Below are 26164 nucleotides of genomic sequence, written 5' to 3'. Positions count from 1 at the left end.
GGTGCGGATCCGCCTACCGGGTGCGGCCGGCGGGCCCGGAGGCTACGGCGGAGAGGAAGCGGGGCTCGTCGAGGCCCTCGGAGGCGAAGGCGTCGCGGATCGCCCGGGCGGTGGCCTCGAGCCGGTCGGAGTCGACGAGGGCGATCGCCGACCCCCCGAAGCCGCCGCCGGTCATGCGGGCTCCGTGAGCGCCTGCGGCGCGGGCGGCGCCGACGACCACGTCGAGTTCCCGGCAGGACACCTCGTAGTCGTCGCGCAACGAGTCGTGGGAGTCGTCGAGGAGGAGGGCGGCGGCGTCGAGTCGGGAGCCCTCCAGGGGGCCGGCGCCCATGAGGTCGATGAACGCCCGGGTCCGGGCGATCTCGGAGACGACGTGGCGGACGCGGCTCCTGAGCCGCGGGTCGTCGAGGGCCGTCATGGCCGCGTCGAGGTCGTCGACCTCGACGAGTTCGCGCACGCCCAGGATTCGAGCGGCCTCCTCGCAGTCGGCGCGCCGCCTCCCGTACTGGCCGTCGGCCAGGGAGTGGGAGGCCCGCGTGTCGACGACGAGGAGTTCGAGGCCGACCGCCCCCATGTCGAAGGGGATCTGGCGCGTCGACATGTCCCGGCAGTCGAGGGCCAGGGCGTGCCCGGCGCGGCAGCGCAGGGAGGCCGTCTGGTCGAGCCCCCCGGTGTTGGCCCCGGCGATCTCGTTCTCGGCCCGGCGCGCCGCCTCCACGAGGATGCGCCGGCCCTCGTCGTCGGGATCCTCGGCGGTGCCGGCCAGTCCCAGCCCGTTGAGCTCGTCGAGGGCGACGGCGGTCGAGCATTCGAGGGCGGCCGACGAGGAGAGCCCTCCTCCGCGCGGGACGCACGACCACAGGGCCGCGTCGAATCCGCGCAGCGGCCCGCGTCCGTCGCGTTCGAGGGCCCAGGCGACGCCGGCGATGTAGGCGGCCCAGTGGGGGACCTCCCCCGCGGTGCCCTTGGGGCCCATCGCGTCGAGGTCGATCTCGTCGACGCGTTCGGCGGTTTGCGGGGAGACCAGTCGGATGCGCCGGTCGTCGCGCGCCTTGACGGCGAGGAACGCCCGGTGGGGCAGGGCGATCGGCAGGCAGGGCCCCCCGTTGTAGTCGACGTGCTCGCCGATGACGTTGACGCGCCCGGGGGCCGACCATACGCCCTCAGGGGAGTGCGAGAAGGCCGTCTCGAAGAGCCGGGAGGCCTCGCTGGCCCCCTCGTCGCCGGTGGCGGCACGTGCCTGGATGATCGGGTTCACTGCGGGCGCCTCCTTGCGAACGGGTCCGGACCAGTCTAGCGAAGTCCCCTCCCGGGGCGCACCGCCGTAGGATGAGGAGTCCCCCGTCCCCCACCAGAGGCCGTGATGTTCCTCCCCCAGCGCAAACCCGGGCACGACTGGCTCGGCGTCGTCGTCGCGATCCCCGAACCGTGGGTCACCCACCTGACCGACCTGCGCCTGAGCCTGGGCGACATGCAGGGCTCGCGGGTACCGGCGCACATCACGATCATGCCCCCCACCCCCGTGCCGGCATCGGCCCGCGCCGACGTCATCGCCCACCTGTCCTCCATCGCCCAGGGGCACCGGCCCTTCCGGATCCGCCTCCGCGGGTCCGGCACGTTCCGGCCCGTCTCCCAGGTGGCGTTCCTGCGCCTGGCCGAGGGGGCCGCGGAGTGCGCCGCCCTCGCCGACGACGTGCGCTCGGGCCCCCTCGACGCCGACCTGCGCTTCCCCTACCACCCGCACGTGACGATCGCCCAGGACGTCGACGACCCGGCGATCGACCTGGCCGTCGACGTGGCCGCCGATTTCGAGGCCTCGTGGGTGGTCCCCGGGTTCCGGCTCGACCGCGTCGACGAGAACGGCATGTACTCGTCGATGGCGCTCTTCGACTTCGACGCCGGCTAGCGGCCCCGCGGGGCGGCCTCCCGTTCCCCGCGCGTCGGCGGACCGGCACCGATACGTTGGTCGCATGAGCCCGACCGACTCCCCCGCCGGAACCCTCCCCCCGCACGGGGACCCCCGCCTCCCGTCCGGCCCCGCCGGCCTCGTCGAGCGGTGGAACCGGAGCCGCCCGGCCCGCGCCCTCGCCCGTTACGCCGGCGCCCGAGGGGTCCTGTTGACCGGCGGCCTAGCGCTGACGAGCCTCCTGGCCCTCACGGCCGCCCTCACCCTGGCGGTCACCGTGTTCCTCGCGATCCTCGGCCAGAACCAGGAGCTGAGGACCGCCTTCTTCGACGCCATCGACTCGGCCCTGCCCGGGGTCATCGCGGGCGAGGGCTCGCCCGGGCTCGTCGCCCCCGAGGACCTGCAGATGACGGGCGTCTTCTCGATCACCGGAATCGTCGCCCTGCTCGTCATGGCGTGGTCGTCGATCACGGTCGTCGGGCACTTCGCCACGGCGATCCGAGCGATGTTCGCCCTGGTCGCCACTCCCCGCCCGTTCCCCCTCCAGGTCGCCTTCCACGCGCTGGGGGCACTCGCCGTCGGCGTCGGCCTGGTCCTCGGCGCCGGCGTCGGCATCGGCGTGGACTTCGCCGGGCATCGCCTGCTCGCGGCCGTCGGCCAGGAGGGGTCGGCGATGGCCGCCGTCGCCCTGCGGGTCCTCACCGAAGTGGTATCCGCCCTGTCCTTCGCCCTCGTCGTCTGGTTCCTCATCCGCGTCGTCGCCGGGGTCCGCCCCCCGGGCCGCGACCTCGCCTGGGGGCTGGTCATCGTCGGCGTCGCCTCGGTGGTCCTGCGTTTCCTCGGCACGAGCGCCGTCGGCGCCGCGAAGGGCCCGATCCTCGCCGCCGCGGCGGCGGTCGTCACCGTCGCCCTGTGGATCAACCTCCAGGTGCGGGTGATCCTCACGACGTGCGCGTGGATCGCGAATCCCCCGCGGGCGAGGATCCCCGACTCCAACGACGAGCTCCACTTCGACGAGACCCCGAACTACGTCACGGTCTCCGAGCCCCGCACCCTCGACTGGCCCTACGACGAGTACTCGGGGATCCTCCTGCCGGACCCCCTCCACGCGCGGGTTCGGGCGATCATCGACCCCGATCAGGCGTCGTAGTCGACGCGCACGGGCGCGTGGTCGGAGAAGCGATCGTCGTAGGACGCGGCCCTGCCGATGGCGAAGGACCTGGCGCGATCGGCCAGTCCGGGCGTCGCCCAGTGGTAGTCGATGCGCCAGCCGGCGTCGTTGTCGAAGGCCTTGCCGCGCCAGGACCACCACGAGTAGGGGCCCTGGACGTCGCCGGCCAGCTCGCGGACGACGTCGCGCCACCCGGCGGTCGCCCATGCGTCGAGGAAGGCGATCTCCTCGTCGAGGACGCCCGCGCGCTTGTTGTGGTTGGGCGTCCAGTTCTTGATGTCGGCGCGGGACCGGACGATGTTGAAGTCCCCGCACACGACGGTCTGGGGGCCGTCGGCGCCGCGGGCCTCGTCGAGCAGGCGGGCGAGGCGCTCGGAGATGCGCGGCAGATGCGCCATCTTCGCCTCCTGCTTGGGGGTGTCCTTCTCCCCCGAATGGAAGTAGGCGGAGACCAGGCGCACCGGCGAGTCGGCGCCGTCGGCGAGGACCTGCGCCTCGACCCATCGGCCCGAGTCGACGTCGGACTCCGCGTCGTCGAGGATCGATCGAGGCTCGCCGATGATCTGGCCGCGATCGCGGTGGACGGCGATGCCGACGCCGGCGCGCCCCTTGATGCGGCAGGGGACGAGGGCCGCGTCCCATTCGTCGCCGAGGATCGTGCGGGTGATGTCCTCGTCGGCGCGGACCTCCTGCATGAGTAGGGCCGTCGGCGCCTCGGCGGCGAGCCAGTCCTCGAAGCCGCGTTTGGCGGCGGCGCGGATGCCGTTGAGGTTGATCGAGGTGACGCGCAGGGGCATGGGGTTCAGTCCTTCCGATCCGGGGTCGTGGAGGCGCGGGCGTCCGGGGGGTCGGGGACGATCATCGTGCCGGTCCCGTCGTCCGTCATGACCTCGACGAGGACGGAGTGGGATTGGCGACCGTCGACGATGTGAACGGCTTCGACGCCGGCGTCGATGGCCTCCAGGCACGCCTCGATCTTGGGGATCATGCCGGTGGAGATCGCCGGGGCGAGGGCACGAATCTGGGAGGCCGTGGCGCTCCTGACCAGGGAGTCGGGGTCGGGGTAGTCGGCGTAGACGCCCTCGACGTCGGTGAGCATGAGGAGCTTGGCCGCCCCCAGGGCCACGGCGATGGCCGAGGCCGCGGCGTCGGCGTTGATGTTGAGGACGGAGCTGGGGTCGTCGGCGTCGAGGGCGATCGACGAGATGACGGGGATCCGTCCGGCGGCGAGGAGCTCGACGATGGGGTCGGGGTCGACGGCTTCGACGTCGCCGACGAGGCCGAAGTCGACGAGCCTGCCGTCCGCGGCCCGCCCGGTGCGGCGCCTGGCCCGCAGGAGCGCCCCGTCCTCGCCGGAGATGCCGACGGCCAGGGAGTCCGACTCGTTGAGCAGGGAGATCAGGCGGCGTTGGACGGACCCGGTGAGGACCATGCGGACGACGTCCATCGCCTCGGGGGTCGTCACCCGCACCCCGTCGACGAAGGGGGTGTCGATCCCCAGGCGGGAGAGCATCGCGGTGACTTGGGGCCCTCCGCCGTGGACGATGACCGGGAACAGCCCGGCATGGTAGAGGAACTGGATGTCGGTGGCGAAGGCCCGTTGGGCCTGGGGGTCTGTCATCGCGTGACCGCCGTATTTGATGACGATGATCTCGCCGCGGAACTCGCGCATCCAGGTCAGGGCCTGGCCGAGGACGTGGGCGCGCTCGGCGGCGCTCAGGGCGCTGGTGTGATCGGACATTCGGGCCTCCCGGTCAGTCTCCTAGTGTGGCGACCATGACGGCCTTGATCGTGTGCATCCGGTTCTCGGCCTGATCGAACACGATCGACGCCTCAGACTCGAACACCTCATCGGTGATCTCCAGCCCATCCAAACCCGTCCGCTGGAAAATCTCCTCACCCACACTCGTCTTGCGATCATGGAACGACGGCAAACAATGCAAGAACTTCGCACCAGCACCAGCCTTCGCCATCAACCCCGCATTCACCTGATACCCACGCAACAACCCAATCCGCTCATCCCACACCTCCTTGGGCTCACCCATCGACACCCAAATATCGGTGTACACAAAATCAACCCCAGCAACACCCTCATCAACACAATCCGTCATCAGAACACTGCCACCAGACGCCTGAGCCAACTCACGCGCCTTAGCCACCACAGCCTCATCATTCTGAAGAGCCGCAGGCGCCACCATCCGCACATCCATGCCCATCATCGCGCACGACACAAGAATCGAATTACCCACGTTATTACGCGCATCACCCACATACGCGATCGACAACTCAGACAAATCACGACCACCACCGTGCTCGATCATCGTCAACTGATCAGCAAGCATCTGAGTCGGATGCCAATCATCAGTCAACCCATTCCACACCGGAACACCCGACAACTGCGCCAAAACCTCAACATGCTCCTGCTTGGCACCACGGAACTCAATACCATCAAACATCCGACCCAACACACGAGCCGTATCAGCAACCGACTCCTTATGACCCATCTGCGACCCCGACGGATCCAAATACGTCACCCGAGCACCCTGGTCATACGCCGCCACCTCAAACGAACACCGCGTACGAGTCGACGTCTTCTCAAACAACAACGCAATATTCCGACCCCGCAAATACTGCGCCTCCCTCCCCTCACGCTTCGCCGCCTTGAGCTCGGCGGAAAGGTCGAGGAGGGATCGCCATTCATCGGCAGTGAAGTCGATTTCCTTGAGGAAGTGCCTCCCGGCGAGGGGGTGGGTCATGAGGTCCTCCGTTCGTTGTGGATGTCCGTCATCGCCCTTCCGCCCCTGGGTGTCCTCCCGCGGGGGCCGGACGCTCCGGAGCCGTCGGGCCCTATCGTCTCGTCCCGGCCAGTTTCTCGGCGAGTTGGTGGAGCAGGGCGCTGGCTGTCTCGCGCACGTCCCGCCCCTCGGAGAGGGCCGAGACGGCGGCCCCGTCGACGATGGAGATCACCAGTTCGGGGGGGACCCCGATGCCGAGATGGGCGAGGACGCGGCCGACGGCCGAGTTCAATCGGGAGCGGCCCGTCCGATAGGCCCGTGAGATCGGGACGGAGGATCCGGCGTGGATGAGTCCCGCATAGTGGCCCGACAGGGAGACGTCCCTGGGGAGGGTCGCATTCAGGAGATGGCCGATCGCGGCGTCGGTCGAGATCGGTCCGCTCAGGGTCTCGACCGTCTCGGCGACCCGCTCGGCCCGGGAGGCCCACCGGGAGATGTTGAGCTCGCCGGCCCGTCCCAGGAGGTCTTCGAGTCCTGAGAAGTAGTAGGTCGTCGCCGACAGGGAGCATCCCGCGCGCGCGGCCACTGAGCGATGGGTGACGGCGCCCGGCCCCTCTTCGGAGACGATGGCCGCGGCGGCCTCGACGATCTGTCGGCGGCGCTCCTCCCCCCGCCGGGTTGAGGCGATGGAATCCGCTGTCTCGGTCGTCATCACATCTCCTCGGGATCGTCTGCTCGCGCTCCTGAATTCTACGAATCCAGGGCAACCGTCGCACGGCGGCGCGATGTGATGAACGTCGGCGGCCCCGCAGCGCCACGGCGCCGCCGACGTCCTCGCGGCCTCGTCTCAGCCCTCGATATCGACGAGGTCGCGCCCCGTGTTCTCGTGGGCGCACAGCATCGCGCCCAGTGCTGCGGCGGCGATGACGGCGAGGTAGACGGCCGGGGCCAGGCGGGACCCGGTCCAGGCGATGAGCGTCGTCGCGATGAACGGGGCCGTCCCTCCCAGCAGGGCGTTCGCCGCGTTGAAGGACAGGGCGAACCCGGAGTACCGGACCTGGGTCGGGAAGGACTCGGCGAGGAACGTGGCCAGCGTCCCGTCGTTCATCGTCAGCATGAGGGCGAAGGCGATCTCGCAGCCGAGGATCACGCCGATCGAGCCGAATCCCATGAGCCAGAAGATCGGCACCGACGCGACGATGAATCCGACGGAGGCGAGGACCAGCATGCGCCGGCGCCCGAACCGGTCGGAGAACCTCCCCATCAGGCTGATGGCGAGGATGTAGATGACGAGCGTCGCCGAGGACAGGCCCGTCGAGATCGTCTCCCCCAGCCCGAGCTCCTCGTGCACATAGGTCGGCATGTAGCTCAACAGGAGGTAGAAGGCGACCGCGTTGAGCGAGGAGACCCCGAAGGAGATGAGGACCGCCCGCCAGTGATGGCGCAGGAGGTCGCGCAGCGGGGAGGAGTGGCGCGTGCTCGCGCGCGACGAGGACTCGACGAGCTCCTGGAAGACCGGGGAGTCCTCGAGATGGACACGGATGTAGCGCCCGATGAATCCCAGCGGCAGGGCGAGGAGGAAGGGGATCCTCCATCCCCACGCCTGCATCTGGGCCGCGTCGAGGAAGAAGTGGAGCCCGGTGACCATGAGGGAGCCGCCGAGCAGACCCGCGGCGGTCGAGGCCGGGACGAGCGAGGTGTACACGCCCCTGCGCTCGGTCGGCGCGTACTCGGCGAGGAAGGTCGCGGCCCCCGCGTATTCACCCGAAGCGGAGAAGCCTTGGATGATCCGCAGGACGAGCAGGGCCAGGGGGGCGGCGATGCCGATCGACGAGTAGCCCGGCAGGAGCCCGACGAGGAAGGTCGATCCGGACATGATGAGGATCGACCACGACAGGGCCCAGCGCCTCCCCCACCGGTCGCCCCACATCCCCCAGATCACGGCGCCGACCGGTCGCAGGACGAAGGACATGGCGAAGACCGCGAAGGTCGACATCAGCCTGACCGAGGCGTCCGATTCGGGGAAGAAGACGATGCCGATGACGGTGGCGAGGTATCCGTAGGAGGCGTAGTCGAACCACTCGATGAAGTTCCCGATGAAGCTCGCCGACGCGGCCCGGCGCAGGGTCTGCCGATGGCATTCGTCGTCGCCGGATGGTGCCGGGGCGTCGGGTATGGATGGTGTCGAGGATGAGTTCATCATGGGACACCTCTCATACCCTGGTCCGCGTCGGTGAGGCGACATGCTCGCCGGAGCCGTCCTCAACAGTGAGGTGGGCCTCAGGCGCGGGGGCCTCGACGATCGGCTCGGGATCGGAGGAGACGAAGATCGGGGCGAGGCCGCCGATGATGATCAGCAGGCCACCGATCCCCGAGACGAAGTCGAGCGACTCGTGGAAGATCAGCAGGCCGCAGATGATGGCGACCACGCATTCCCAGTAGGAGATCGTCGACATCTCGACGGCGGGCAGGTTGCGCCCGGCGACGACGAGCCATCCGAGGGCGAACAGTCCGCACACGAGGAAGAGGCCGACGCCCCAGGCCCAGTTCGAGCCGGTGAACGTCGACACGCCCTCCCACGGGCGCAGGACGATCGACATCGCGAGGGTGGCGACGACCGCCCAGATGAAGTTCCACGTCCCCCGGACGATGGAGTCCATGTCCTTGCGGTAGCCGTAGAAGAAGAGGGCGAGTCCGTAGAAGACCCCGGACAGGAGCCCGAGGAGGTCGCCGAGCGGCTTGAGCGGGTACTCCGCCGAGGAGGCCGACAGGTCGAGGCCGAAGGTCGGGCGCCCGTTCTCCCAGCCGATGATGCCGATCGTCATCAGCATGCCGATGAAGACGAGGGAGAGGAAGGCCGCTGCCAGCGGCGAGACCTTCTCCTTGCGGAAGATCCGGGCCAGGATCGTGCAGAAGAGCGGCCCGGTGTAGATGAGGAAGACCGCGTTGGCGATCGAGGTCAGAAGCGTCGAGGAGATGTAGCAGCCCAGGGACAGGCCGATCGATATGCCGCCGAGGACGACGGCGGGAGTGATGCGCGCATGGAAGACGTCGGAGAGCTTCTTCGTCGCCAGGGCGATGATGAGGAAGCCGATGACTCCGAAGGACATGCGCCCGAAGGCGAGGAAGGAGCCGATAACGGCCTTGTGCTCGGGCAGGAGCCCATCGGTCGCGCCGCGGGAGAAGGTCCCCACCAGGCCCATGCCCGTGGCTGAGAGCACCATGGCGAGGGCGCCGAGCCTTTTGTTCATCGAGTACTCGTGAGAGATGGGAGCGGACATCGTTGTCCCCCTGTCAAAGTCGAGAGGATATGGGAGGCCGGGGCCGCGTCGGATGGACCGGCGCGGCCCCGGATCGGGGATCAGACGAGGGTGGGGTCCTCGACCTGGTTCGGGAAGTAGTCCTCGCAGGTGCCCTCGCGGTAGACGTCGGCGGTCGCGCAGTGCAGGCCGCCGCCGAAGGCGTAGGCGTCGCGGAACGGAACCGGGATGACGTTCATGCCGAGCTTGTCCATCTGCTCCATCTGGTGGACCTCGGAGGCCTCGACGCAGACGGTCTTGTGGTCGATGACCAGGCAGTTCATCGACAGCCAGACGGACGAGTAGCACAGCGGCGGCGGGTTGTCGTGCGCCGGCTGGGCGGCGTCGACGATCTGCCAGTCGTTGGCCTCGAAGATCTTCCGCTGCTCTTCGGGCAGACGGCGGTGCGGGTTGTTGATGATGAGGCCCGGGCGCAGCGGCACGAAGGTCGCATCGATGTGGATCGGGTAGGGGTCGCCGGGGAAGTTGACGGCGTGGACGCGGAAGTCGGGGTAGTACCGCTTGAACCACTCCATCGCCTTGCGGTTGGTGGTCAGACCGTGCTGGATGAACAGGTCCTTGCCCATGCGCATGACGTCGGCGGCGTCCCACATCGGCTCGACCTCGGTGGTGACGAAGTCCTTGGCCGCGGTGCGCTCGAGGCGCTCCTCCAGCGTGATCTTCTCGTCGTAGTAGTTGTGCTTGTACGACTTGTCGGTCAGGCGCGGGCGGGGGGCCTGGGTCCACTTGAACTCCGGGTCCTCCTCGAAGTACTGGTTCATCAGCGGCCAGTAGGCGAGGTACTCGAAGTAGCGGCAGCGGAAGGAGTTCGCCGACGACATGATCTCGTCGCCGATGGTCAGCAGGATGTCGCGCGGCGGCATCTGCGTGAAGCCGGACTCGGTGCGGAAGTCGGGCGTCTGGATGGCCTGGTTCCACTGCAGCGGGGTCGGGCGGTCGACCTTGACGCCCAGGCCCTCGAGGATCTTGACGTAGTTGTCGAGCTGCTCATTGGCGGCCTCGACGGTGGCGGTGGGGCGGGGCCCCCACATGCCGCGCATCTCGGAGTCGATCGGCACCTTCTCGGAGGTGGCGGGCTCCTCGGGCGGGATCACCGAGAAGTCGGCGCGCCCGACGATGACGTGCTTGAGCGGATCGAAATCATTCCACGAGTTGACGATCTTCGTCATTGTTCTCACTCCTTTGTGGTGGTGTGGCGGTCCGGCTCCCGGACCGTGGTGGCGGCGCAAGCCGTCGATCGGGTGCTCCCACCTCCTTTCTCACAGCCCCATTCGCTCAGACCCGGCGGATCCGGCCGTCGAGGGCGTCCGGCAGTTCGGGGCGGATATCGTCGGGGCCTCCGTAGTCGCCGCCGGCGGTGACGATCGTCCCGGCCTGGCCGGCGATGATGTCGACGGCGTCCTCGAGGCGCCCGATGGCGGCCATGCCGCCGGTGAGCTCGACGAAGTCGCACACGGCGTCGACCTTGGGGCCCATCGACCCCGCGGGCAGTCCCATGCCGCGCAGTTGGGCGGGGGTCGCCCGTCGGATCGTGCGGGCCTGGGGGGTCCCGTAGCCCTCCTGGACGCCGTCGACGTCCGTGAGGATCAGGAGGGCGTCGGCGTCGAGGGATTCGGCGAGGACCGAGGCGGTGCGGTCCTTGTCGATGACGGCCTCGACGCCCTGGAGCTTGCCCTTCTCGTTGCGGATCACGGGGATCCCGCCGCCGCCGGCGCACACGACGACGGCGCCGGCGTTGACGAGGACGTGGAGCATCCGCGTCTCGATGATCCGCTGGGGCTTGGGGGAGCCGATGACGCGGCGGTAGTGCTCGCCGTCCGGCTTGACGACCCATCCCTTCTCGGCGGCGAGGGCCTCGGCCTGCTCCTTCGTGTAGACCTCCCCGATGAACTTCGTCGGGTTGGCGAAGGCGGGGTCTCCGGCCAGGACGAGGGTCTGGTTGACGAGCGAGGCGACGTGGCGTCCGGGGAGGGCGTTCTGGAGGGCCTGGAGGAGCCAGTAGCCGATCATGCCCTGGGTCTCGGCGCCGAGGGTGTCGAAGGGGTAGCACTCGCTGAGGCGCTCGTCCTGGGCGCTCTCGAGGGCGAGGACGCCGACCTGCGGGCCGTTGCCGTGGGTGACGATGAGCTCGTGCTGCTCGGCGAGCTTGGCGAGCTCCTGGGCGGCGTGCTGGACGTGGGCGATCTGGGTGGTGGCGTCGGGGACATCCCCCCGGCGCAGGAGGGCGTTGCCCCCCAGTGCGACGACGATCCGCATCTCAGTCTCCTAGTGTGGCGACCATGACGGCCTTGATCGTGTGCATCCGGTTCTCGGCCTGATCGAACACGATCGACGCCTCAGACTCGAACACCTCATCGGTGACCTCCAGCCCATCCAAACCCGTCCGCTGGAAAATCTCCTCACCCACACTCGTCTTGCGATCATGGAACGACGGCAAACAATGCAAGAACTTCGCACCAGCACCAGCCTTCGCCATCAACCCCGCATTCACCTGATACCCACGCAACAACCCAATCCGCTCATCCCACACCTCCTTGGGCTCACCCATCGACACCCAAATATCGGTGTACACAAAATCAACCCCAGCAACACCCTCATCAACACAATCCGTCATCAGAACACTGCCACCAGACGCCTGAGCCAACTCACGCGCCTTAGCCACCACAGCCTCATCATTCTGAAGAGCCGCAGGCGCCACCATCCGCACATCCATGCCCATCATCGCGCACGACACAAGAATCGAATTACCCACGTTATTACGCGCATCACCCACATACGCGATCGACAACTCAGACAAATCACGACCACCACCGTGCTCGATCATCGTCAACTGATCAGCAAGCATCTGAGTCGGATGCCAATCATCAGTCAACCCATTCCACACCGGAACACCCGACAACTGCGCCAAAACCTCAACATGCTCCTGCTTGGCACCACGGAACTCAATACCATCAAACATCCGACCCAACACACGAGCCGTATCAGCAACCGACTCCTTATGACCCATCTGCGACCCCGACGGATCCAAATACGTCACCCGAGCACCCTGGTCATACGCCGCCACCTCAAACGAACACCGCGTACGAGTCGACGTCTTCTCAAACAACAACGCAATATTCCGACCCCGCAAATACTGCGCCTCCCTCCCCTCACGCTTCGCCGCCTTCAAATACGCGGACAAATCAAGAAGCGACTTCCACTCCTTCGGAGTGAAATCAATCTCCTTGAGGAAATGACGGCCTTGGAGTGCGTGTGCCATGGTGGGCGTTCCTTTCTCGGTGGGGGTGGTTGCGTCACGCGTCTTCGCGGACGATGGGGCAGCTCATGCAGCGGGGGCCTCCGCGGCCCCGGCCCAGTTCGTTGCCGGGGATGGCGACGACCTCGATGCCGTTGCCCTCGAGGAATTCATTGGTCGCCGTGTTGCGCTCGTAGGTGGAGACGACGCCGGGCGCGATGGCCAGGACGTTCGATCCGTCGTTCCACTGCTCGCGCTCGGAGGTCAGGGAGTCGAAGGGGGGTTCGAGGATCCGTAGGGAGTCGAGGCCGAGGGCGTCGGCGATGACGTCGTGCATGGCCTCGGGGGCGTTGACGGTGACGTCGAGCTCCTTGGGGGTGTCGCCGGGGCGGATCGTCTGGGAGCGGAGCATCCCCAGGCCGGGGTATTTGACGAAGGTGTCGCGGTCGGCCATCGTCATCACGGTGTCGAGGTGCATCTGGGCGCGCGACTTGGGCATTTCGAGGGCGATGACGCTGGTGACCTCGCCCGCGGAGAAGAGGCGGGCGGCGAGGCGCTCGACGCCCTGGGGGCACGTCCGCTCGCTCATGCCGATGAGGACCGCGCCGTTGCCGATGACGAGGACGTCGCCGCCCTCGACGGTCGCCGGTCCGGCCTCGACGCCGTTGGAGTGGATGAGGGGGCCGTCCGCGGTGAAGCGCGGGTGGTAGCGGTAGACGATCTGGGCGTTGATGGTCTCGCGGCGCCGGGCCTCCTTGCGCATCGAGTTGATGGAGACGCCGTCGTAGATCCAGCACGAGGTGTCGCGCGTGAAGAGGTGGTTGGGCAGGGGGGCGAGGACGAAGTCGTCGTTGTCGATGGCCTCGAGGGAGACCGAGCGCGTGTAGGCGATCCGGTCGAAGAGCTCTTTCTTCGTGATGCCGGCGATGAGGAGCTCGGCGAGGTCGGGGGCGTCGAGCTGCTCGGCGTAGGTGGCGATGACGTCGACGGCGCCGGTTCCGCAGGTCTCCTCGGTGAAGACGGCGTTGAGGGCCTCAAGGCGGGCGGCGGGGTTGTCGAGGGCCTGCCCGAGCAGCTCCTGGAAGTAGAGGACGTCGACGCCGCGCTCGGTGAGCGACTGGGCGAAGGCGTCGTGCTCCTCCTGGGCCTTCTCGAGCCAGAGGACGTCGTCGAAGAGGAGGTCGTCCTTGTTGGACGGCGTCAGCCGGAGCATTTCCTTGCCGGGCCGGTGGAGCATCACTTGTTTGAGGGAGCCGACCTCGGATGAGACTCGGGGTTTCATCGCCCTGTCCTCCTGTGTCATTTCGTTAGAGGGATCACACGTCGTCGTGTTGGCACAAACGTACTAGCAGTACGCTTGTGCCAACAAGAGGGTTGAGCAATTTCAGCTATTTCTCAGGTAGTACAAACGTACTTTTTACATTAAAATCTAGGACTTTTTTCCTATTGACATTCGTACCGTCATCGACCTTGTCGTCTACGCCCGCCGGCGGACCATGCAGCGCCCCCACCCCACGCGCGACGCCGCCTCCCATGGGAGTCCTCGAACCCGAGCCCCCACCACCACTTGCGCGACGCAGCCCGAACCGCAGGCGACAAATGCGCCTCCCGCCCCTCCCGGGCGCCCGCTCCCACCGCCCCCAACAACCGACGTGGCGGGGCCCAAGGCCCCGCCACGTCTCCACGGCGATGCGCGCTATCTATCGTCCGCCCGCCGCTCTCTCCGCCGCCTCGACGACATTGGCCACCAGCAGCGCCCTCGTCATCGGGCCCACCCCGCCCGGATTCGGCGATATCCACGACGCCACCTCGTCCACGCCGTCGGCCACATCCCCCGCCAAGCGCGCACGACCGTCCTCGCCCGCCACCCGGGACACCCCGACGTCCAGGACGACGGCGCCCGGCTTGACCATGCCCGGAGTAATCAGCCCCGCCGAACCGGCGGCCGCCACGACGACATCGGCGCGGCGCACATGATCGGCCAGATCGACGGTCCCGGTATGGCACACGTCGACGGTCGCGTTGACCTCGCGCCGGGTCAGCAGGAGCCCGATCGACCGGCCCACGGTCACCCCTCGCCCGACGACGCACACGTCCGCCCCCGCCAGGTCGATCCCGTGGCGCCCCACGAGCTCGATGACGGCGCGCGGCGTGCACGGCAGCGGCGAGTCGATCGCGCCCGAGCCGCGCAGAACGAGGCGCCCGAGATTCATCGGATGGAGGCCATCGGCGTCCTTGTCCGGGTCGATCCTCTCCAGGACCGCGTTCTGATCGACGCCCCACGGCAGGGGCAGCTGGACGATGTACCCCGTGCACGCCGGATCCGCGTTGAGCCGATCGATCGCCGCCTCGATCTCCTCCTGCGAGGCGTCGGCGGGCAGATCCACCCGGATCGACTCGATCCCGACCTCCGCGCAATCGCGGTGCTTGCCCGCCACGTACGTGCGCGACCCCGGGTCGTCGCCGACGAGGACGGTGCCGAGCCCCGGGACCACGCCGAGCGCCCGCAGGGCCCTCACCCGCTCGGCGAGCTCGGCCTTGACGGCCGCGGCGCACGCGGCGCCGTCGAGGACGCGGGCGGGGCCCGCCCAGGGCGCCCTCACCGGCCGAGCCCGGCGTAGAGCGGGTGGGCGTCGGTCAGGGCCGCGACGCGACGGCGCAGGCCGTCGACGTCGACCGCGCCGCCCGAGGCCCCCTGGACCAGGGCCGTCGCGATGATGTCCGCGACCTCCGCGAAGTCGTCGGCGGCGAAGCCGCGCGTGGCCAGCGCCGGGGTGCCGATCCGCAGGCCGGAGGTGACGGCCGGCGGGCGCGGGTCGAAGGGGACGGCGTTGCGGTTGACGGTGATGCCGACCTCGTGGAGGAGATCCTCGGCCTGCTTGCCGTCGAGGCTCGAATCGACGAGGTCGACGAGGACGAGGTGGACGTCGGTCCCCCCGGTGACGAGCCTGATCCCCGCCTTCCGGGCGTCCTCGGCGCCCAGGCGCTCGGCGAGGAGCCGGGCGCCCTCGAGGGTGCGACGCTGACGATCCTTGAACTCCTCGGTCTGGGCGACCCTCATCGCGATGGCCTTGGCGGCGATCGCGTGCATCAGGGGGCCGCCCTGCTGGCCGGGGAACACGGCGGAGTTGATCCTCCTGCCCCACTGCTCGCCGCGCGACGACAGGATCATGCCCGAGCGCGGCCCGCCGAGGGTCTTGTGGACGGTGGTCGTCACGACATCGGCGTAGGGGACGGGACTGGGGTGGAGCCCCGCGGCGACGAGGCCCGCGAAGTGCGCCATGTCGACCCACAGGGCCGCTCCCACCTCGTCGGCGATCTGCCGGAACGCCTGGAAGTCGAGATGGCGGGGGTAGGCGGACCATCCGGCGATGATGACCCGGGGACGCTCGCGCAGAGCGGCCTCGCGCACCTGCTCGGGCTCGATCCGCATGGTCTCGCGGCTCACCTCGTAGGCGACGGCGTTGTAGTGCTTGCCGGAGAAATTGATCTTCATGCCGTGGGTCAGGTGCCCGCCGTGGGCCAGAGACAGGCCGAGGATCGTGTCCCCGACGTCCGCCATCGCCATGAGGGCCGCCGCGTTGGCCTGGGCGCCGGCGTGGGGCTGGACATTGGCGTAGTCGGCGCCGAACACCTCCTTGGCGCGCGAGATCGCCAGGGACTCGGCGACGTCGACGGCCTCGCAGCCCCCGTAGTAGCGCCGACCGGGGTAGCCCTCGGCGTACTTGTTCGTCAGGACCGACCCCTGCGCCTCGAGGACTGCCCGGGGGACGAAGTTCTCCGAGGCGATCATCTCCAGTGTGGTGCGCTGGCGCTCGAGCTCGTCGTCGAGGACGGCGCGGATCTGCGGATCCAGCTCGGCCAGTGTCATGTCATTGAGGGAATCCACGGGTTCTCCTTGGGTTTGGGACTCACCGCATGCGGCTGGCGCATCGACCCAGGCGGGCGGCCGATGATGCCGTTTCGTCGCTCCCCGGTGGTCGCCCACCTGTTCGCCAGTCACGACACGGCGAGTGTATCTCGTCGCCCCACGGACCCGGCCGCCGGCCGTGCGCGCGGGTGGGCCTCACTTCGAGAAGACGACGGTCTTCGATCCGTCCATGAGGACCCGGCGCTCGGCGTGCCAGCGGACCGCCTGGGCGAGGACCCGCCGTTCGACGTCCTGGCCCAGGGCCACCATGTCCGGCGTCGAATCCGCGTGGGTGACGCGGGTGACGTCCTGCTCGATGATCGGCCCCTCGTCGAGGTCCGCCGTCACGTAGTGCGCGGTCGCGCCGATGAGCTTGACGCCACGGTCGTGGGCCTGGGCGTAGGGGCGCGCCCCCTTGAAGGAGGGGAGGAAGGAGTGGTGGATGTTGATGACCCGGCCCTTCATCTCCTCGCAGACCTTCTCCGAGAGGATCTGCATGTAGCGCGCGAGGACGACGAGCTCGATCCGCTCGGTGCGCACGAGGTCGAGGAGCTCGGCCTCGGCCCGCTCCTTCGTCGCGGCCGTCACCGGGATGTTGAGGAAGGGAACGGAGTAGAACTGGGCGACGGGGGCGAGATCGGGGTGGTTGCCCACGACGGCGACGACCTCGATCGGCAGGCCCTGGGTGCGCTGGCGGTACAGGAGATCGGTCAGGCAGTGCCCTTCGCGCGACACCATGATGACCGTTCGCAGGGGGCGGCCGAGCAGATCGATGCTCCAGGTCGCCCCGAATCGCTCGGCGACCTCCGCGAGGCCGGTCTCGACGGGCCCGCGGCCCACGGGCGAGTCGACCTCGACGCGCATGAAGAACAGCCCCGAATCGGGGTCCCCGAACTGCTGGGACTGGATGACGTTGCCGCCGACGCCGCCGATGACGCCGGTGACGGCGTGGACGATCCCCGGCTGATCCGGGCACGACAGGGTGATGACGAGTTTGACGGGCTGCGAGGCGGAGTCGTTCATGCCCCCAGGGTAGCGGGCCCCGGCGCCCCTCCCCCTCGACGTCCGCGCGCCCGGGCGGGCGGCCCCTCCCCGGGGGATGGCCGCCTCGACGGAGGGCTGCGGGCGGCGCACCGCCCTCCGCGGATCGCGGCTCATGGCGGCCGCCGCGGGCCGAGGGCGCCCGGGCTTCGCGCCGGGGGTCGCGGGCCCCGCGGGGCCCGCGACCGGTTTCATTGGCGGATCAGGTGGTCGAATGCGCTCAGCGCGGCGTTGGCCCCCGCCCCCAGCGAGATCAGCACCTGCTTGTACGGGATGCTCGTCACGTCGCCGGCGGCGAAGACGCCCGGCATCGACGTCGCATTGCGGTCGTCGACCGCGATCGCCCCGCGGTCGAGGGCGAGCGCCCCGTCGACCCACTCGGCGTTCGGCACCAGGCCGATCTGCACGAACATCCCGTTGACCGCGACGGAGCGCTCCTGGCCGGCCTCATCCCGATAGGTCACCGCCGTCATCGCGGACTCGTCGCCCTCGACCGATTGAAGCTCGGCCGAGGTGATGACGTCGACGTTGCCCAGCGAGTCGAGCTTCCTCAAGAGGATGTCATCGGCATTGAGCCGGGGCATCACCTCGATGACCGTGACGCGCGAGGCGACGCCCGCCAGATCGATGGCCGCTTCGATCGCCGAGTTCCCGCCCCCGATGACCGCGACGGGCTTGCCCTTGAAGAGCGGGCCGTCGCAATGCGGGCAGAAGCTCACGCCCCTGTTGCGGTACTCGGCCTCGCCGGGGACCCCGGTGGTTCGGAAGCGCGCGCCGGTCGCGATGACGACGGCCCTGGCTCGCAGAGTCGCGCCCCCGTCGAAATCGACGGACACGAGCCCCGACTGGTCCTTCTCGTGCAGCCCGATGGCGCGCAGGCCGCTCATCACCTCGACGCCGTAGGAGTCCATCGAGCGCCCGAGCTCCGCACCCAGGGCGGGACCTGCGATCCGATCGACGACCGTGAGGTTCTCGATGAGCGCCGTGTCGAGGACCTGCCCGCCGATGTTCTCGGTGGCGACGCCCACGCGCAGGCCCTTGCGGGCCGCGTAGACGGCCGCCGACGCGCCGGCGGGGCCGCCGCCGACGATGAGCATGTCGAAGGGCTCGGCGGCGTTGAGCCGCTCAGCCCGCCTGGCGCCCGACCCGGCGTCGAGCTTGGCGAGGATCTCGGCTAGCCCCATCCGCCCCTGTCCGAAGACCTCCCCGTCCATGAAGACGGTCGGGACGGCTTGAATGCCCCGGGAGGAGATCTCGTCCTGGAAGGCCCCTCCCTCGACCGCCGTGTGCCGGATCAGCGGGTTGAGGATCGAGATGGAGTTGAGGGCCTGGACGACGGTCGGGCAGTTCTGGCACGTCAACGACATGTAGGTGACGAACTCGTGGGGCTCGTCGAGGGCCTTGATCGCCTCGATCACGTCCTCGTCGGCGCGCACGGGATGCCCGCCGACCTGGACGAGGGCGAGGACGAAACTGGAGAACTCCTCCCCCATCGGCAGTCCGGCGATCCGCACGGAGACGTCGGAGTCGACTCTGCGGATCGCGAATGACGGGGTGCGCTCGTCGGGCGCCTCGACGACGTCGATGAGCGGGGAGAGGGCCGCGACCTGGTCGAGCATCTCTCGGACCTGGCGCGATCGGGGCGAGTCGTCGAGCGAGGCCTCGAAGCGGACCGGGACGACGACGTGGCCGATGAGGCCCGTGAGCTGGTCGATCGTCTTGTCGTCGAGGACCATCAGAGCTTGCCCGCGAGATCGAAGGAGGGGGCCAGCGTCTCCTCGCCCTCTTCCCACTTCGCGGGGCAGACCTCTCCGGGGTGGGCGTGGACGTACTGCGCGGCCCTCACCTTGCGGACGAGTTCGGCGGCGTTGCGGCCCACGCCCTCCGACGTCGTCTCGACGTACTGGATCACCCCGTCGGGGTCGATGAGGATCGTCGAGCGATCGGCGGCGCCCTCGTCCTCGCGCAGGGCGTCGAAGGCGGCGGCCGTCCGGCAGGTCGGGTCCCCGACCATGGGGAATCGGATCTTCCCGATCCGCTCGGAGGTGTCGTGCCAGGCCTTGTGCGAGAAGTGCTTGTCCGTTGAGAACGCGTAGACCTTGACTCCGAGCTGCTGGAACTCGTCATAGTGGTCGGCCATGTCCTCGAGCTCCGTGGGGCACACGAAGGTGAAGTCGGCCGGGTAGAAGAAGAGGATCGCCCACTGGCCGCGATGGTCCTCGCTCGAGACCTCGATGAAGTCGCCGTCGCAGTAGGCGGTGCCCGACCATTCGGCGGCCCGGGTATTGATGAGTGACATGCGTGCCTCCTTCGTCCTGCCGGCGGTGGACCGGCTCATCGGCTTGTTGTTACAAATTCAACAATATTTTTCCTGCGCCCGAAGTCAACCCCGGGGGCGCCGATGTGAACAGAGTCGCGTTCGAGGTCGCGACGAGCCGAAAAGATGCTCGCCCGAGGCTCGTTCACCGGTGACCTTGTGCACCGGGATGCATCTCGGCGTCATGAATGGCCGCGATCCGGCGGTAAACCTCGTCGAGACGCACGCCGGTGCACACCCCCGCGCAAACACGGCGGGGCCGCGCACCCGAATGGATGCGCGGCCCCGGTCGATGTGGAGCCGGATCGGCTCCGGTCGGGCTCACTTGATGAAGCCGAGTTCCTTGACGGCGTCGTACTCCTCCTGGAGAGCAGCGATGTTGTGATCGATGCCGGCGCGGGTCGCATCCGAGATCTCCAGGCCGTCGACGACCTGCCATTCGCCGCCGTCGGAAGTGACGGGGAAGCCGAAACACAGGCCCGCGGGGACGCCGTAGTGGGTCCCGTCCGACATGACGCCGGCCGTGACCCACTCGCCCTCGGGGGTCCCGTGGATCCACGAGTACATGTGGTCGATGGCGGCGTTCGCAGCCGAGGCGGCCGACGAGGCGCCACGGGCCTCGATGATGGCGGCGCCGCGCTTGGCGACGACGGGCCGGTAGGTGTCGGCCAGCCACGCCTCGTCGACGAGGTCGGCGGCCGGCTTGCCGGCGACGGTCGCGTAGGAGACGTCCGGGTACTGGTCGGCGGAGTGGTTGCCCCACACGACGAGGTTCTTGATGTCGGCGACGGGGGCGCCGACCTTGTGGGCGAGCTGGGCGACAGCGCGGTTGTGGTCGAGGCGCATCATCGCGGTGAAGCGGGAGGCGGGGACGTCCGGCGCGGCGTTCTGCGCGATGGTCGCGTTGGTGTTGGCGGGGTTGCCCACAACGAGGACGCGCACATCGTCGGCGGCGCCGTCGTTGATGGCCTTGCCCTGAGGGCCGAAGATGCCCGCATTCGCCTCGAGCAGGTCGGCGCGCTCCATGCCCTGGCGCCGCGGCATCGCGCCGACGAGGTAGGCGACGTTCGTGCCCGCGAAGGCCTTGGTCGCGTCGTCGAAGATCTCGACGCCGGCCAGAGTCGGGAACGCGCAGTCGTCGAGCTCCATCGCGGTGCCCTCGGCGGCCTTGACGGCCTGGGGGATCTCGAGGAGGTGGAGCTTGACGGGGACATCGGGACCGAAGAGCTGACCGGAAGCGATGCGGAACAGCAGGGCGTAGCCGATGTTGCCGGCGGCGCCGGTGACGGTGACGATGCGAGGTTCTGCCATGATGAGGCACTCCTTCAGTGGTGGGGGAAGACGACGTCCGTCGCCCTGGTGGCGGCCTACGGCCGCGCACATGCTCTAAGCCTACGGCCCCGTGCCACGAGCGCACAGGGAGACGGGTCCCAGATGGGTCGCCCAACCCCGCGAGGCGGGCCGTTGGCCCCGCCGATTGACGCAGCGAAGGCCGTCGAGTCGTTCATCACTCCGCGAGACGGGCCTTTAGTCCCCGATCTGCGCATGCCCGGGCGGTCCGGAGGCCGCTCCGCCCACAGCGCTCACCCCCTCCCAGTATTCCCTCAGGATGCGCTCAGGATCCTGAAAGCGGGCCCGCCCATGATCGGCACTCGGACACCGGCGCAGACCGGCACTCGCACCTCCGCCCCGAAACCACGACGTATCTGAAGAAGGAGGACTCCTCGTGGCATCAGCCATGCCCGGACTCCGCACCCGTTCCCCCCGCCTCCCACGCCTCGCGGCCCTCGCCTCGGGCGCCCTCGTCCTCGCGGCCTGCTCCCCCGCCCCGACCGCCGGAGCGCAGTCCTCCGCCGAGCAGGACTCGACGGCGGTCGCCCGCGTCGCCTCCGACACCGGCCTCGACGCCGCATGGCAGGCCGAGCACTTCGCCGGCCTGTACGGCCAGCAGATCGACTGGGCGACCTGCGGGGGCGGCGACGGCTTCCCCGAGGAGTACACGGACGCGCTGTCCCAGGTCGGCGTCGACCCTCAGCGCATCGAATGCGCGACCGTCAAGGCCGCGATGAACTGGGCCGATCCCGCCGATGAGCGGACCGTCGATCTGGCGATCATCCGCATCCCCTCGACCGGAGACCCCGAGAAGTCCACGCCCCTCTTCGGCAACCCCGGGGGGCCGGGCGTCTCCGGCGTCGAGTACACGCTGGGCCTGCCCCTGAACCCGGGATTCTCCGACATCCTCGCCTCCTACGACCTGTGGGGATTCGACCCCCGCGGGATCGGGGCCTCCACCCCCCTCTCCTGCGAATCCGACACGGAGGTCAGGGCCGTCAAGCTCGCCGAGTGCATCGAGGCGAACCCGATCGCCCACTACATGGGGACCTCGCAGGTCGCCCGCGACATGGAGATGCTGCGCGCCCTGTCGGGCGCCGATCGCTTGAACTACCTCGGCTACTCCTACGGGACGATGCTCGGCGCGACCTACGCCACGCTCTTCCCCGGGAACACCGGGCGGATGATCCTCGACTCCGCCGAGGACGCCCAGTGGGCCTCGCTCTCCCACAGCTTCGGCCAGCAGGTCGCCGTCGGCCGCGCGGCCGCCGAGATGGCGGCCTCCTGCCCCGAGCTCGTCACCTCCGACGGAGCTCCCGCCTCGTGCCCCTTCACCGACGAGTCGGGGATCGTCGAGCTGAAGAAGACGCTCGACGGCTCCCCGCTGACGGGCAGCGACGGCACCGAGTTCAACGGCCAGAGCCTCGTCGAGTTCATCGCCGGCTCCCTCTACGGCTCGCCCGCCGACCGCGCCGACTCCCTCACGCTCCTGTCGCAGGCGACCTCGGCCGGCCAGGAGACGGTGGACGCCCTCATCGCCAAGGCCGCGGAGTCGAAGGCCGAGGTCGATATCGCCGGTGAGATCGTCGCCTGCCACTCGTTCCCCCGCACCCCCGACATCCAGGCCCTCGCCGACGAGGTCGAGGCGACCGAGCTGCCGGGCCTGTTCAAGGACGACGCCCAGTCCACGGAGGATCTCCTCAAGGATCTCGCCGACCTGTCGTGCTCGGTCCTGCCCGAGTTCGGCCAGGACATCACGACCTCCTTCGACGCCTCCCGTGTGACGACGCCGATCGTCGTCGTCGGGATCACCGGCGACCACGCGACCGCGTACCCCCACGCCCAGACGCTCACCGAGCAGTTGGGCAACGCCGTCCTCCTGACGCTGGAGGGCACCGGCCATGGCGCGACGTTCTCCGGCAAGTCGTCGTGCGCCGACGCGGCTGCGAGCAAGTACCTCGTCGACGGGGTCGTGCCCGACGCGGGCGCGACGTGCTCCCCCGATCCCGCGGCGTGACCCGCTCATCGGATGAGGCCCTCCGCCAGTCGGCGGGGGGCCTCCCTTGTCCCCGGCCGGGTCCTCACGAGACCGGGACGCGGGTCCGGGCCCGAACCCGCCCTCGGGCGCGGACGAGCGAGGAGGCGAGCGGCCATGGGAGGCGCGGCGCGCCCTCGACGATGGATCGGGGGCGCGCCGCGCCTGCGCCGTGGGACCCGGACCGGCCCCGGGCGCTCGTCGGCAGCCCCTCTACGGCCGCAGACCCGCCGACTCGACCGCGTCGAGGCGGATCACGCGGTCGGCGCACGCCTCGACGAGCTCGGCGTCGTGCGTGATGACGACGACGACCGCGCCGTCGTCGGCCAACCGCCGCAGGAGCCGCGCGATGGATTCGAGGTGGGCGAGATCGACTCCCGAGGTCGGCTCGTCGAAGACGTGGATGCGGGCGCGGCGAGCGAGGGAGCAGGCGATGGCGGCCCGCTGTTTCTGGCCCCCCGACAGCGTCGATGGATGACGGTCGGCGACGTCGGCGAGGTCGACGGATTCGAGGATCCGCATGACGTCCTCGTCGCTCAGCGCCGACGGGTCGACGCCCAGGCGCACGTCGGCGCGCACGGATTCGGCGAAGAGCTGGCGGGTGACGTCCTGCATGACGAGGGCGGATTCGCCGAGGAGTCGGCGGCGCCGGACCGGCCGCCCGTCGAGGAGGATCCTCCCCCTCTGCGGAGAGGCCAGGCCGCACAGGAGTCTGGCGAGAGTCGTCTTCCCGGCGCCGTTGGGACCGACGATCGCGCTGATCGTCCCGGAGGGCAGGTCGATGTCGAGGTCGTCGAGGACCGGCGTCCTCCCGTAGGAGAAGCCGACCCCCTCGATGCGCACGCCGGACTCCCCCGCCTCCCGCGATCCGCCGCCACCCGGTCTCCCCGCGACCGATCCGCCGGGGTCCCCGAGGGCGTCGGCGGCCTCCCCCGGTCCGAGGCGCGGACCGTTCGGCGCCGCGGCCAGCGGGACCTCGACGAGGCTGCGCAGCCCGAGTCCACGCCGAGCGTCGTCGTCGAGGGAGTAGAAGTCGTCGGCGTCGAAGCGCCGGACCGGCCTCCCCCGGTCCATGAGGAGGACCTCGTCGGCGATCCCGCGCAGGAAGTGGAGGCGGTGCTCGGCTATGACGACGGCCGCCCCCCGGTCCTTGAGCGTGCCGATCGCCTCCGCCAGGGCGCCGATCCCCGCCGGCGACAGGTTCGACGTCGGCTCGTCCAGGAGGACGACCGGGGTGTCGGCGACGATCGCCTGGGCGCAGGCGACGCGTTGGAGCTGGCCGCCGGACAGGTCGGCGAGGAGCCGGTCCTCCAGGTCGACGACGCCGAGCGCCCCCAGGGCCGCGCGCGCACGCTCGACGAGGCCTGCCGGGTCCTCCCCGAGGTTCTCGCCTCGGAAGGCCAGCTCGGACAGGACGTCGGCGGTGAAGAACTGGGTCCTCGGGTTCTGGAAGACCGTCGTCGTCAGCGCCCCGGCGGCTCTCAGCCCGCCGGCGACGACGTCGACGCCGGCGACCTCGATGCGCCCGGTCAGGGCGCCGGGGTGGAATTCGGGGGCCAGCCCGTTGACCATCCGCACAAGCGTCGACTTGCCGCATCCCGATGGCCCGCACACGAGGAGGACGCGCCCCGCGGACAGGTCGAGGTCGACGCCGGACACGGCCCGATCCGTCGGGGATGGGCGCTCGCCGCCGAGCCACGACTGGCGCGCGCCCCGGGCGCCGTAGGCGAATCCGGCGCCGTCGAGGAGGAGGGCGCTCACAGCCCGCCCCACGCGCTCAACCGTAGGGCGACCAGGCCGACGAGGACCAGTGCGGCCGCCGCGTCGGTCGCCCCGAATCCCATGGCGACGATGCTCGTGCGTCGCGCGGGGCCGCCCAGGCCCCGCAGGATCGCCGAGGCCGCCAGGTCGTCGCACACGCGCATGGTCGCCGCCAGGAGGGGCATCATCACGTACTCGGCGACGCGCACCGGGTGGCGGGCCCAGGACCCGGCCCCGGGGACGACGCCGCGCAGGCGCATCGCGTCGACGACGGCCCGGGCCTCGTCGACGACGACCGGGAGGAAGCGGAGCATGACGGTCAGGGGGATGACGACGGCCCGCGGGACCCTCAGGCGGTCGAGGGCGGCGGCCAGGGCCCCGACGCGGGTCGTCGCGAGCAGCCAGAGGGCGGTGCCCGCGCAGACGGCGAATCGCATCGCCCAGAATCCCAGTCCCGCGAGGACCGCGGAGGCCGCCCCGGGGGCGTGCGGGGGGAGGAGCTCGTGGAGCGCCGCTCCGGCGGCGGCGACGGCGAGGACCGCTCCGGCGGCCAGGGCGCGGTGGATCGAGGCGAGCATGGCGGAGACGAGTCCGGCGCACACGAAGGCGCACAGGAGGGAGGACCGTCCCAGGGCGACGGCGTTGACGCACAGGAGGACGGCGAGCCTGGTCCTCGTGTCGAGGGCGGGGCCCAGGCCCTTCGCCGCTCCGGGCGCGCTGAGCGCCCGCAGGGCGCTCACAGGACCTGGGAGCGCTCGAAGTGGCGGTGCAGCGCCCGGGCGGCCAGGGCGGCGAAGGCGACGCCGGCCAGGGCGTTGAGGACGTGGAAGATCACGAGGTTCGTCGGCGTGAACAGGGCCTCCATGGCGGCGACGTAGTCGGCGCCCCTGCGCACCGCGATCCTGCCGAAGAAGGCCTCGGGGGTGAGGATCACCGGCAGGAGCGGCCCGATGAGCCACAGTTGGAGGACCCCGTAGGACCAGACGGCTCCCCGGCGGGTCGTCTCCCCCAGCGCCCGGCGCACGAGGTCGGCGGCCAGGCCGCAGGCGGCGCCGAGGACGATGGAGCCCCAGAACTGCCCGAGGAGGACCATGACGGCGGTGACGACGGAGCCGAAGATGGTCAGCGTCCCCATGCGGGGGCTGCGCGCCAGGAGCGCCATGACGACGAAGGCGTTGAGGAACGTCGACAGGGTGATGCCGACGAGGTGGAAGGCCGGGGAGATGAGGGTGAGCATCGTCGAGGCGCCGAGGACGACGAAGTAGACGGCGGCGAGGGCGCCGATGACGACGAGGTCCGTGACGGAGGGGCCGCGTCCGGTCGGTGCGGGGGCGGGGCTGGGGGGCATGGGTCCTCCTGGGTGTCGGTTCTGTCCGCCCAGCAGGCTACGGGCCCCGTCCG

General features: G+C 69.7%; 23 protein-coding genes and 1 riboswitch. Of the genes, 3 read left to right on the top strand and 20 right to left on the bottom strand.

Annotation, left to right across the window (positions count from 1 at the left end; all coding sequences use genetic code 11):
• Nucleotides 1–13 precede the first annotated feature (13 nt).
• Entirely contained in the window at nucleotides 14–1258 is a 1245-nt protein-coding gene (gene galK, locus M3T53_RS08230; RefSeq protein WP_272434024.1) for a galactokinase, read from the bottom strand.
• 105 nt (nucleotides 1259–1363) lie between these two features.
• Here galK and M3T53_RS08225 point away from each other — a divergent pair, with 105 nt between their 5' ends.
• Entirely contained in the window at nucleotides 1364–1906 is a 543-nt protein-coding gene (locus M3T53_RS08225; RefSeq protein WP_272434023.1) for a 2'-5' RNA ligase family protein, read from the top strand.
• A 64-nt stretch (nucleotides 1907–1970) separates the two neighbouring features.
• Nucleotides 1971–3056: a YhjD/YihY/BrkB family envelope integrity protein gene (locus tag M3T53_RS08220; protein WP_272434022.1), complete on the top strand. Its 1086-nt coding sequence runs from the start codon at nucleotides 1971–1973 to the stop codon at nucleotides 3054–3056.
• Here the strand turns inward: M3T53_RS08220 and M3T53_RS08215 are convergent.
• The 16 genes from M3T53_RS08215 to M3T53_RS08140 form a co-directional block, all read right to left on the bottom strand.
• Nucleotides 3044–3874: an exodeoxyribonuclease III gene (locus M3T53_RS08215; protein ID WP_272434021.1), complete on the bottom strand. Its 831-nt coding sequence runs from the start codon at nucleotides 3872–3874 to the stop codon at nucleotides 3044–3046. The two genes, M3T53_RS08220 and M3T53_RS08215, sit on opposite strands and share 13 nt — an antisense overlap.
• A 5-nt stretch (nucleotides 3875–3879) precedes the next feature.
• Nucleotides 3880–4818, bottom strand: a complete 939-nt coding sequence (gene argB, locus M3T53_RS08210; protein WP_272434020.1) for an acetylglutamate kinase — start codon at nucleotides 4816–4818, stop codon at nucleotides 3880–3882.
• A 13-nt stretch (nucleotides 4819–4831) separates the two neighbouring features.
• A complete protein-coding gene (gene argF, locus M3T53_RS08205; protein WP_272434019.1) occupies nucleotides 4832–5833 on the bottom strand; it encodes an ornithine carbamoyltransferase in 1002 nt (333 codons plus the stop codon).
• A 91-nt stretch (nucleotides 5834–5924) separates the two neighbouring features.
• On the bottom strand, nucleotides 5925–6524 hold the full coding sequence (locus M3T53_RS08200) for a TetR/AcrR family transcriptional regulator (RefSeq protein WP_272434018.1): 600 nt from the start codon (nucleotides 6522–6524) through the stop codon (nucleotides 5925–5927).
• A 135-nt stretch (nucleotides 6525–6659) separates the two neighbouring features.
• Complete coding sequence (locus M3T53_RS08195; protein WP_442866942.1) at nucleotides 6660–8012, bottom strand: MFS transporter; 1353 nt, start codon at nucleotides 8010–8012, stop codon at nucleotides 6660–6662.
• A 13-nt stretch (nucleotides 8013–8025) separates the two neighbouring features.
• Nucleotides 8026–9093 (bottom strand): DMT family transporter, encoded by a 1068-nt coding sequence (locus M3T53_RS08190; RefSeq protein ID WP_272434016.1) that lies wholly within the window; start codon nucleotides 9091–9093, stop codon nucleotides 8026–8028.
• Between the two features lie 80 nt (nucleotides 9094–9173).
• Nucleotides 9174–10301, bottom strand: a complete 1128-nt coding sequence (locus tag M3T53_RS08185; protein ID WP_272434015.1) for a serine/threonine protein kinase — start codon at nucleotides 10299–10301, stop codon at nucleotides 9174–9176.
• A 106-nt stretch (nucleotides 10302–10407) separates the two neighbouring features.
• Complete coding sequence (locus tag M3T53_RS08180; protein WP_272434014.1) at nucleotides 10408–11388, bottom strand: carbamate kinase; 981 nt, start codon at nucleotides 11386–11388, stop codon at nucleotides 10408–10410.
• A gap of 1 nt (nucleotide 11389) precedes the next feature.
• A complete protein-coding gene (argF, locus tag M3T53_RS08175) occupies nucleotides 11390–12391 on the bottom strand; it encodes an ornithine carbamoyltransferase (protein ID WP_272434013.1) in 1002 nt (333 codons plus the stop codon).
• Between the two features lie 34 nt (nucleotides 12392–12425).
• Nucleotides 12426–13649 carry an arginine deiminase gene (locus M3T53_RS08170; RefSeq protein WP_272434012.1) on the bottom strand — a complete coding sequence of 408 codons (1224 nt, stop codon included), beginning with the start codon at nucleotides 13647–13649 and terminating at the stop codon, nucleotides 12426–12428.
• Between the two features lie 418 nt (nucleotides 13650–14067).
• A complete protein-coding gene (locus M3T53_RS08165; RefSeq protein WP_272434011.1) occupies nucleotides 14068–14970 on the bottom strand; it encodes a bifunctional methylenetetrahydrofolate dehydrogenase/methenyltetrahydrofolate cyclohydrolase in 903 nt (300 codons plus the stop codon).
• The gene (gene glyA / locus M3T53_RS08160) at nucleotides 14967–16256 is read right to left on the bottom strand and encodes a serine hydroxymethyltransferase (protein WP_272434009.1); all 1290 of its coding nucleotides are present in this window, start codon (nucleotides 16254–16256) and stop codon (nucleotides 14967–14969) included. Before glyA ends, M3T53_RS08165 begins: the two co-directional genes overlap by 4 nt.
• Before the next feature lie 39 nt (nucleotides 16257–16295).
• A riboswitch (ZMP/ZTP riboswitch) is annotated at nucleotides 16296–16380 on the bottom strand.
• A gap of 53 nt (nucleotides 16381–16433) precedes the next feature.
• Entirely contained in the window at nucleotides 16434–17300 is an 867-nt protein-coding gene (purU, locus tag M3T53_RS08155) for a formyltetrahydrofolate deformylase (RefSeq protein WP_272434008.1), read from the bottom strand.
• A gap of 209 nt (nucleotides 17301–17509) precedes the next feature.
• Entirely contained in the window at nucleotides 17510–19054 is a 1545-nt protein-coding gene (ahpF, locus tag M3T53_RS08150) for an alkyl hydroperoxide reductase subunit F (RefSeq protein ID WP_272434007.1), read from the bottom strand.
• Nucleotides 19054–19617 (bottom strand): alkyl hydroperoxide reductase subunit C, encoded by a 564-nt coding sequence (gene ahpC, locus M3T53_RS08145; RefSeq protein ID WP_272434006.1) that lies wholly within the window; start codon nucleotides 19615–19617, stop codon nucleotides 19054–19056. Before ahpC ends, ahpF begins: the two co-directional genes overlap by 1 nt.
• 339 nt (nucleotides 19618–19956) lie before the next feature.
• Entirely contained in the window at nucleotides 19957–20946 is a 990-nt protein-coding gene (locus tag M3T53_RS08140) for a malate dehydrogenase (RefSeq protein WP_272434005.1), read from the bottom strand.
• Between the two features lie 415 nt (nucleotides 20947–21361).
• Between M3T53_RS08140 and M3T53_RS08135 the strand changes: the two genes are divergently transcribed.
• The gene (locus tag M3T53_RS08135; protein ID WP_272434004.1) at nucleotides 21362–22984 is read left to right on the top strand and encodes an alpha/beta fold hydrolase; all 1623 of its coding nucleotides are present in this window, start codon (nucleotides 21362–21364) and stop codon (nucleotides 22982–22984) included.
• Between the two features lie 231 nt (nucleotides 22985–23215).
• Here the strand turns inward: M3T53_RS08135 and M3T53_RS08130 are convergent, their stop codons facing one another.
• From M3T53_RS08130 to M3T53_RS08120, 3 genes are read right to left on the bottom strand one after another with little or no spacing between them, the layout of a single operon-like run.
• Nucleotides 23216–24763 carry an ABC transporter ATP-binding protein gene (locus M3T53_RS08130; protein WP_272434003.1) on the bottom strand — a complete coding sequence of 516 codons (1548 nt, stop codon included), beginning with the start codon at nucleotides 24761–24763 and terminating at the stop codon, nucleotides 23216–23218.
• Complete coding sequence (locus M3T53_RS08125; protein ID WP_272434002.1) at nucleotides 24760–25503, bottom strand: energy-coupling factor transporter transmembrane component T; 744 nt, start codon at nucleotides 25501–25503, stop codon at nucleotides 24760–24762. Before M3T53_RS08125 ends, M3T53_RS08130 begins: the two co-directional genes overlap by 4 nt.
• Entirely contained in the window at nucleotides 25500–26111 is a 612-nt protein-coding gene (locus tag M3T53_RS08120; protein ID WP_272434001.1) for an MptD family putative ECF transporter S component, read from the bottom strand. Before M3T53_RS08120 ends, M3T53_RS08125 begins: the two co-directional genes overlap by 4 nt.
• Nucleotides 26112–26164: the final 53 nt, after the last annotated feature.

The organism is Actinomyces sp. B33, assembly GCF_028437565.1.
Classification (GTDB): domain Bacteria; phylum Actinomycetota; class Actinomycetes; order Actinomycetales; family Actinomycetaceae; genus Pauljensenia.
This window is presented reverse-complemented; position numbering and strand designations above follow the sequence as displayed.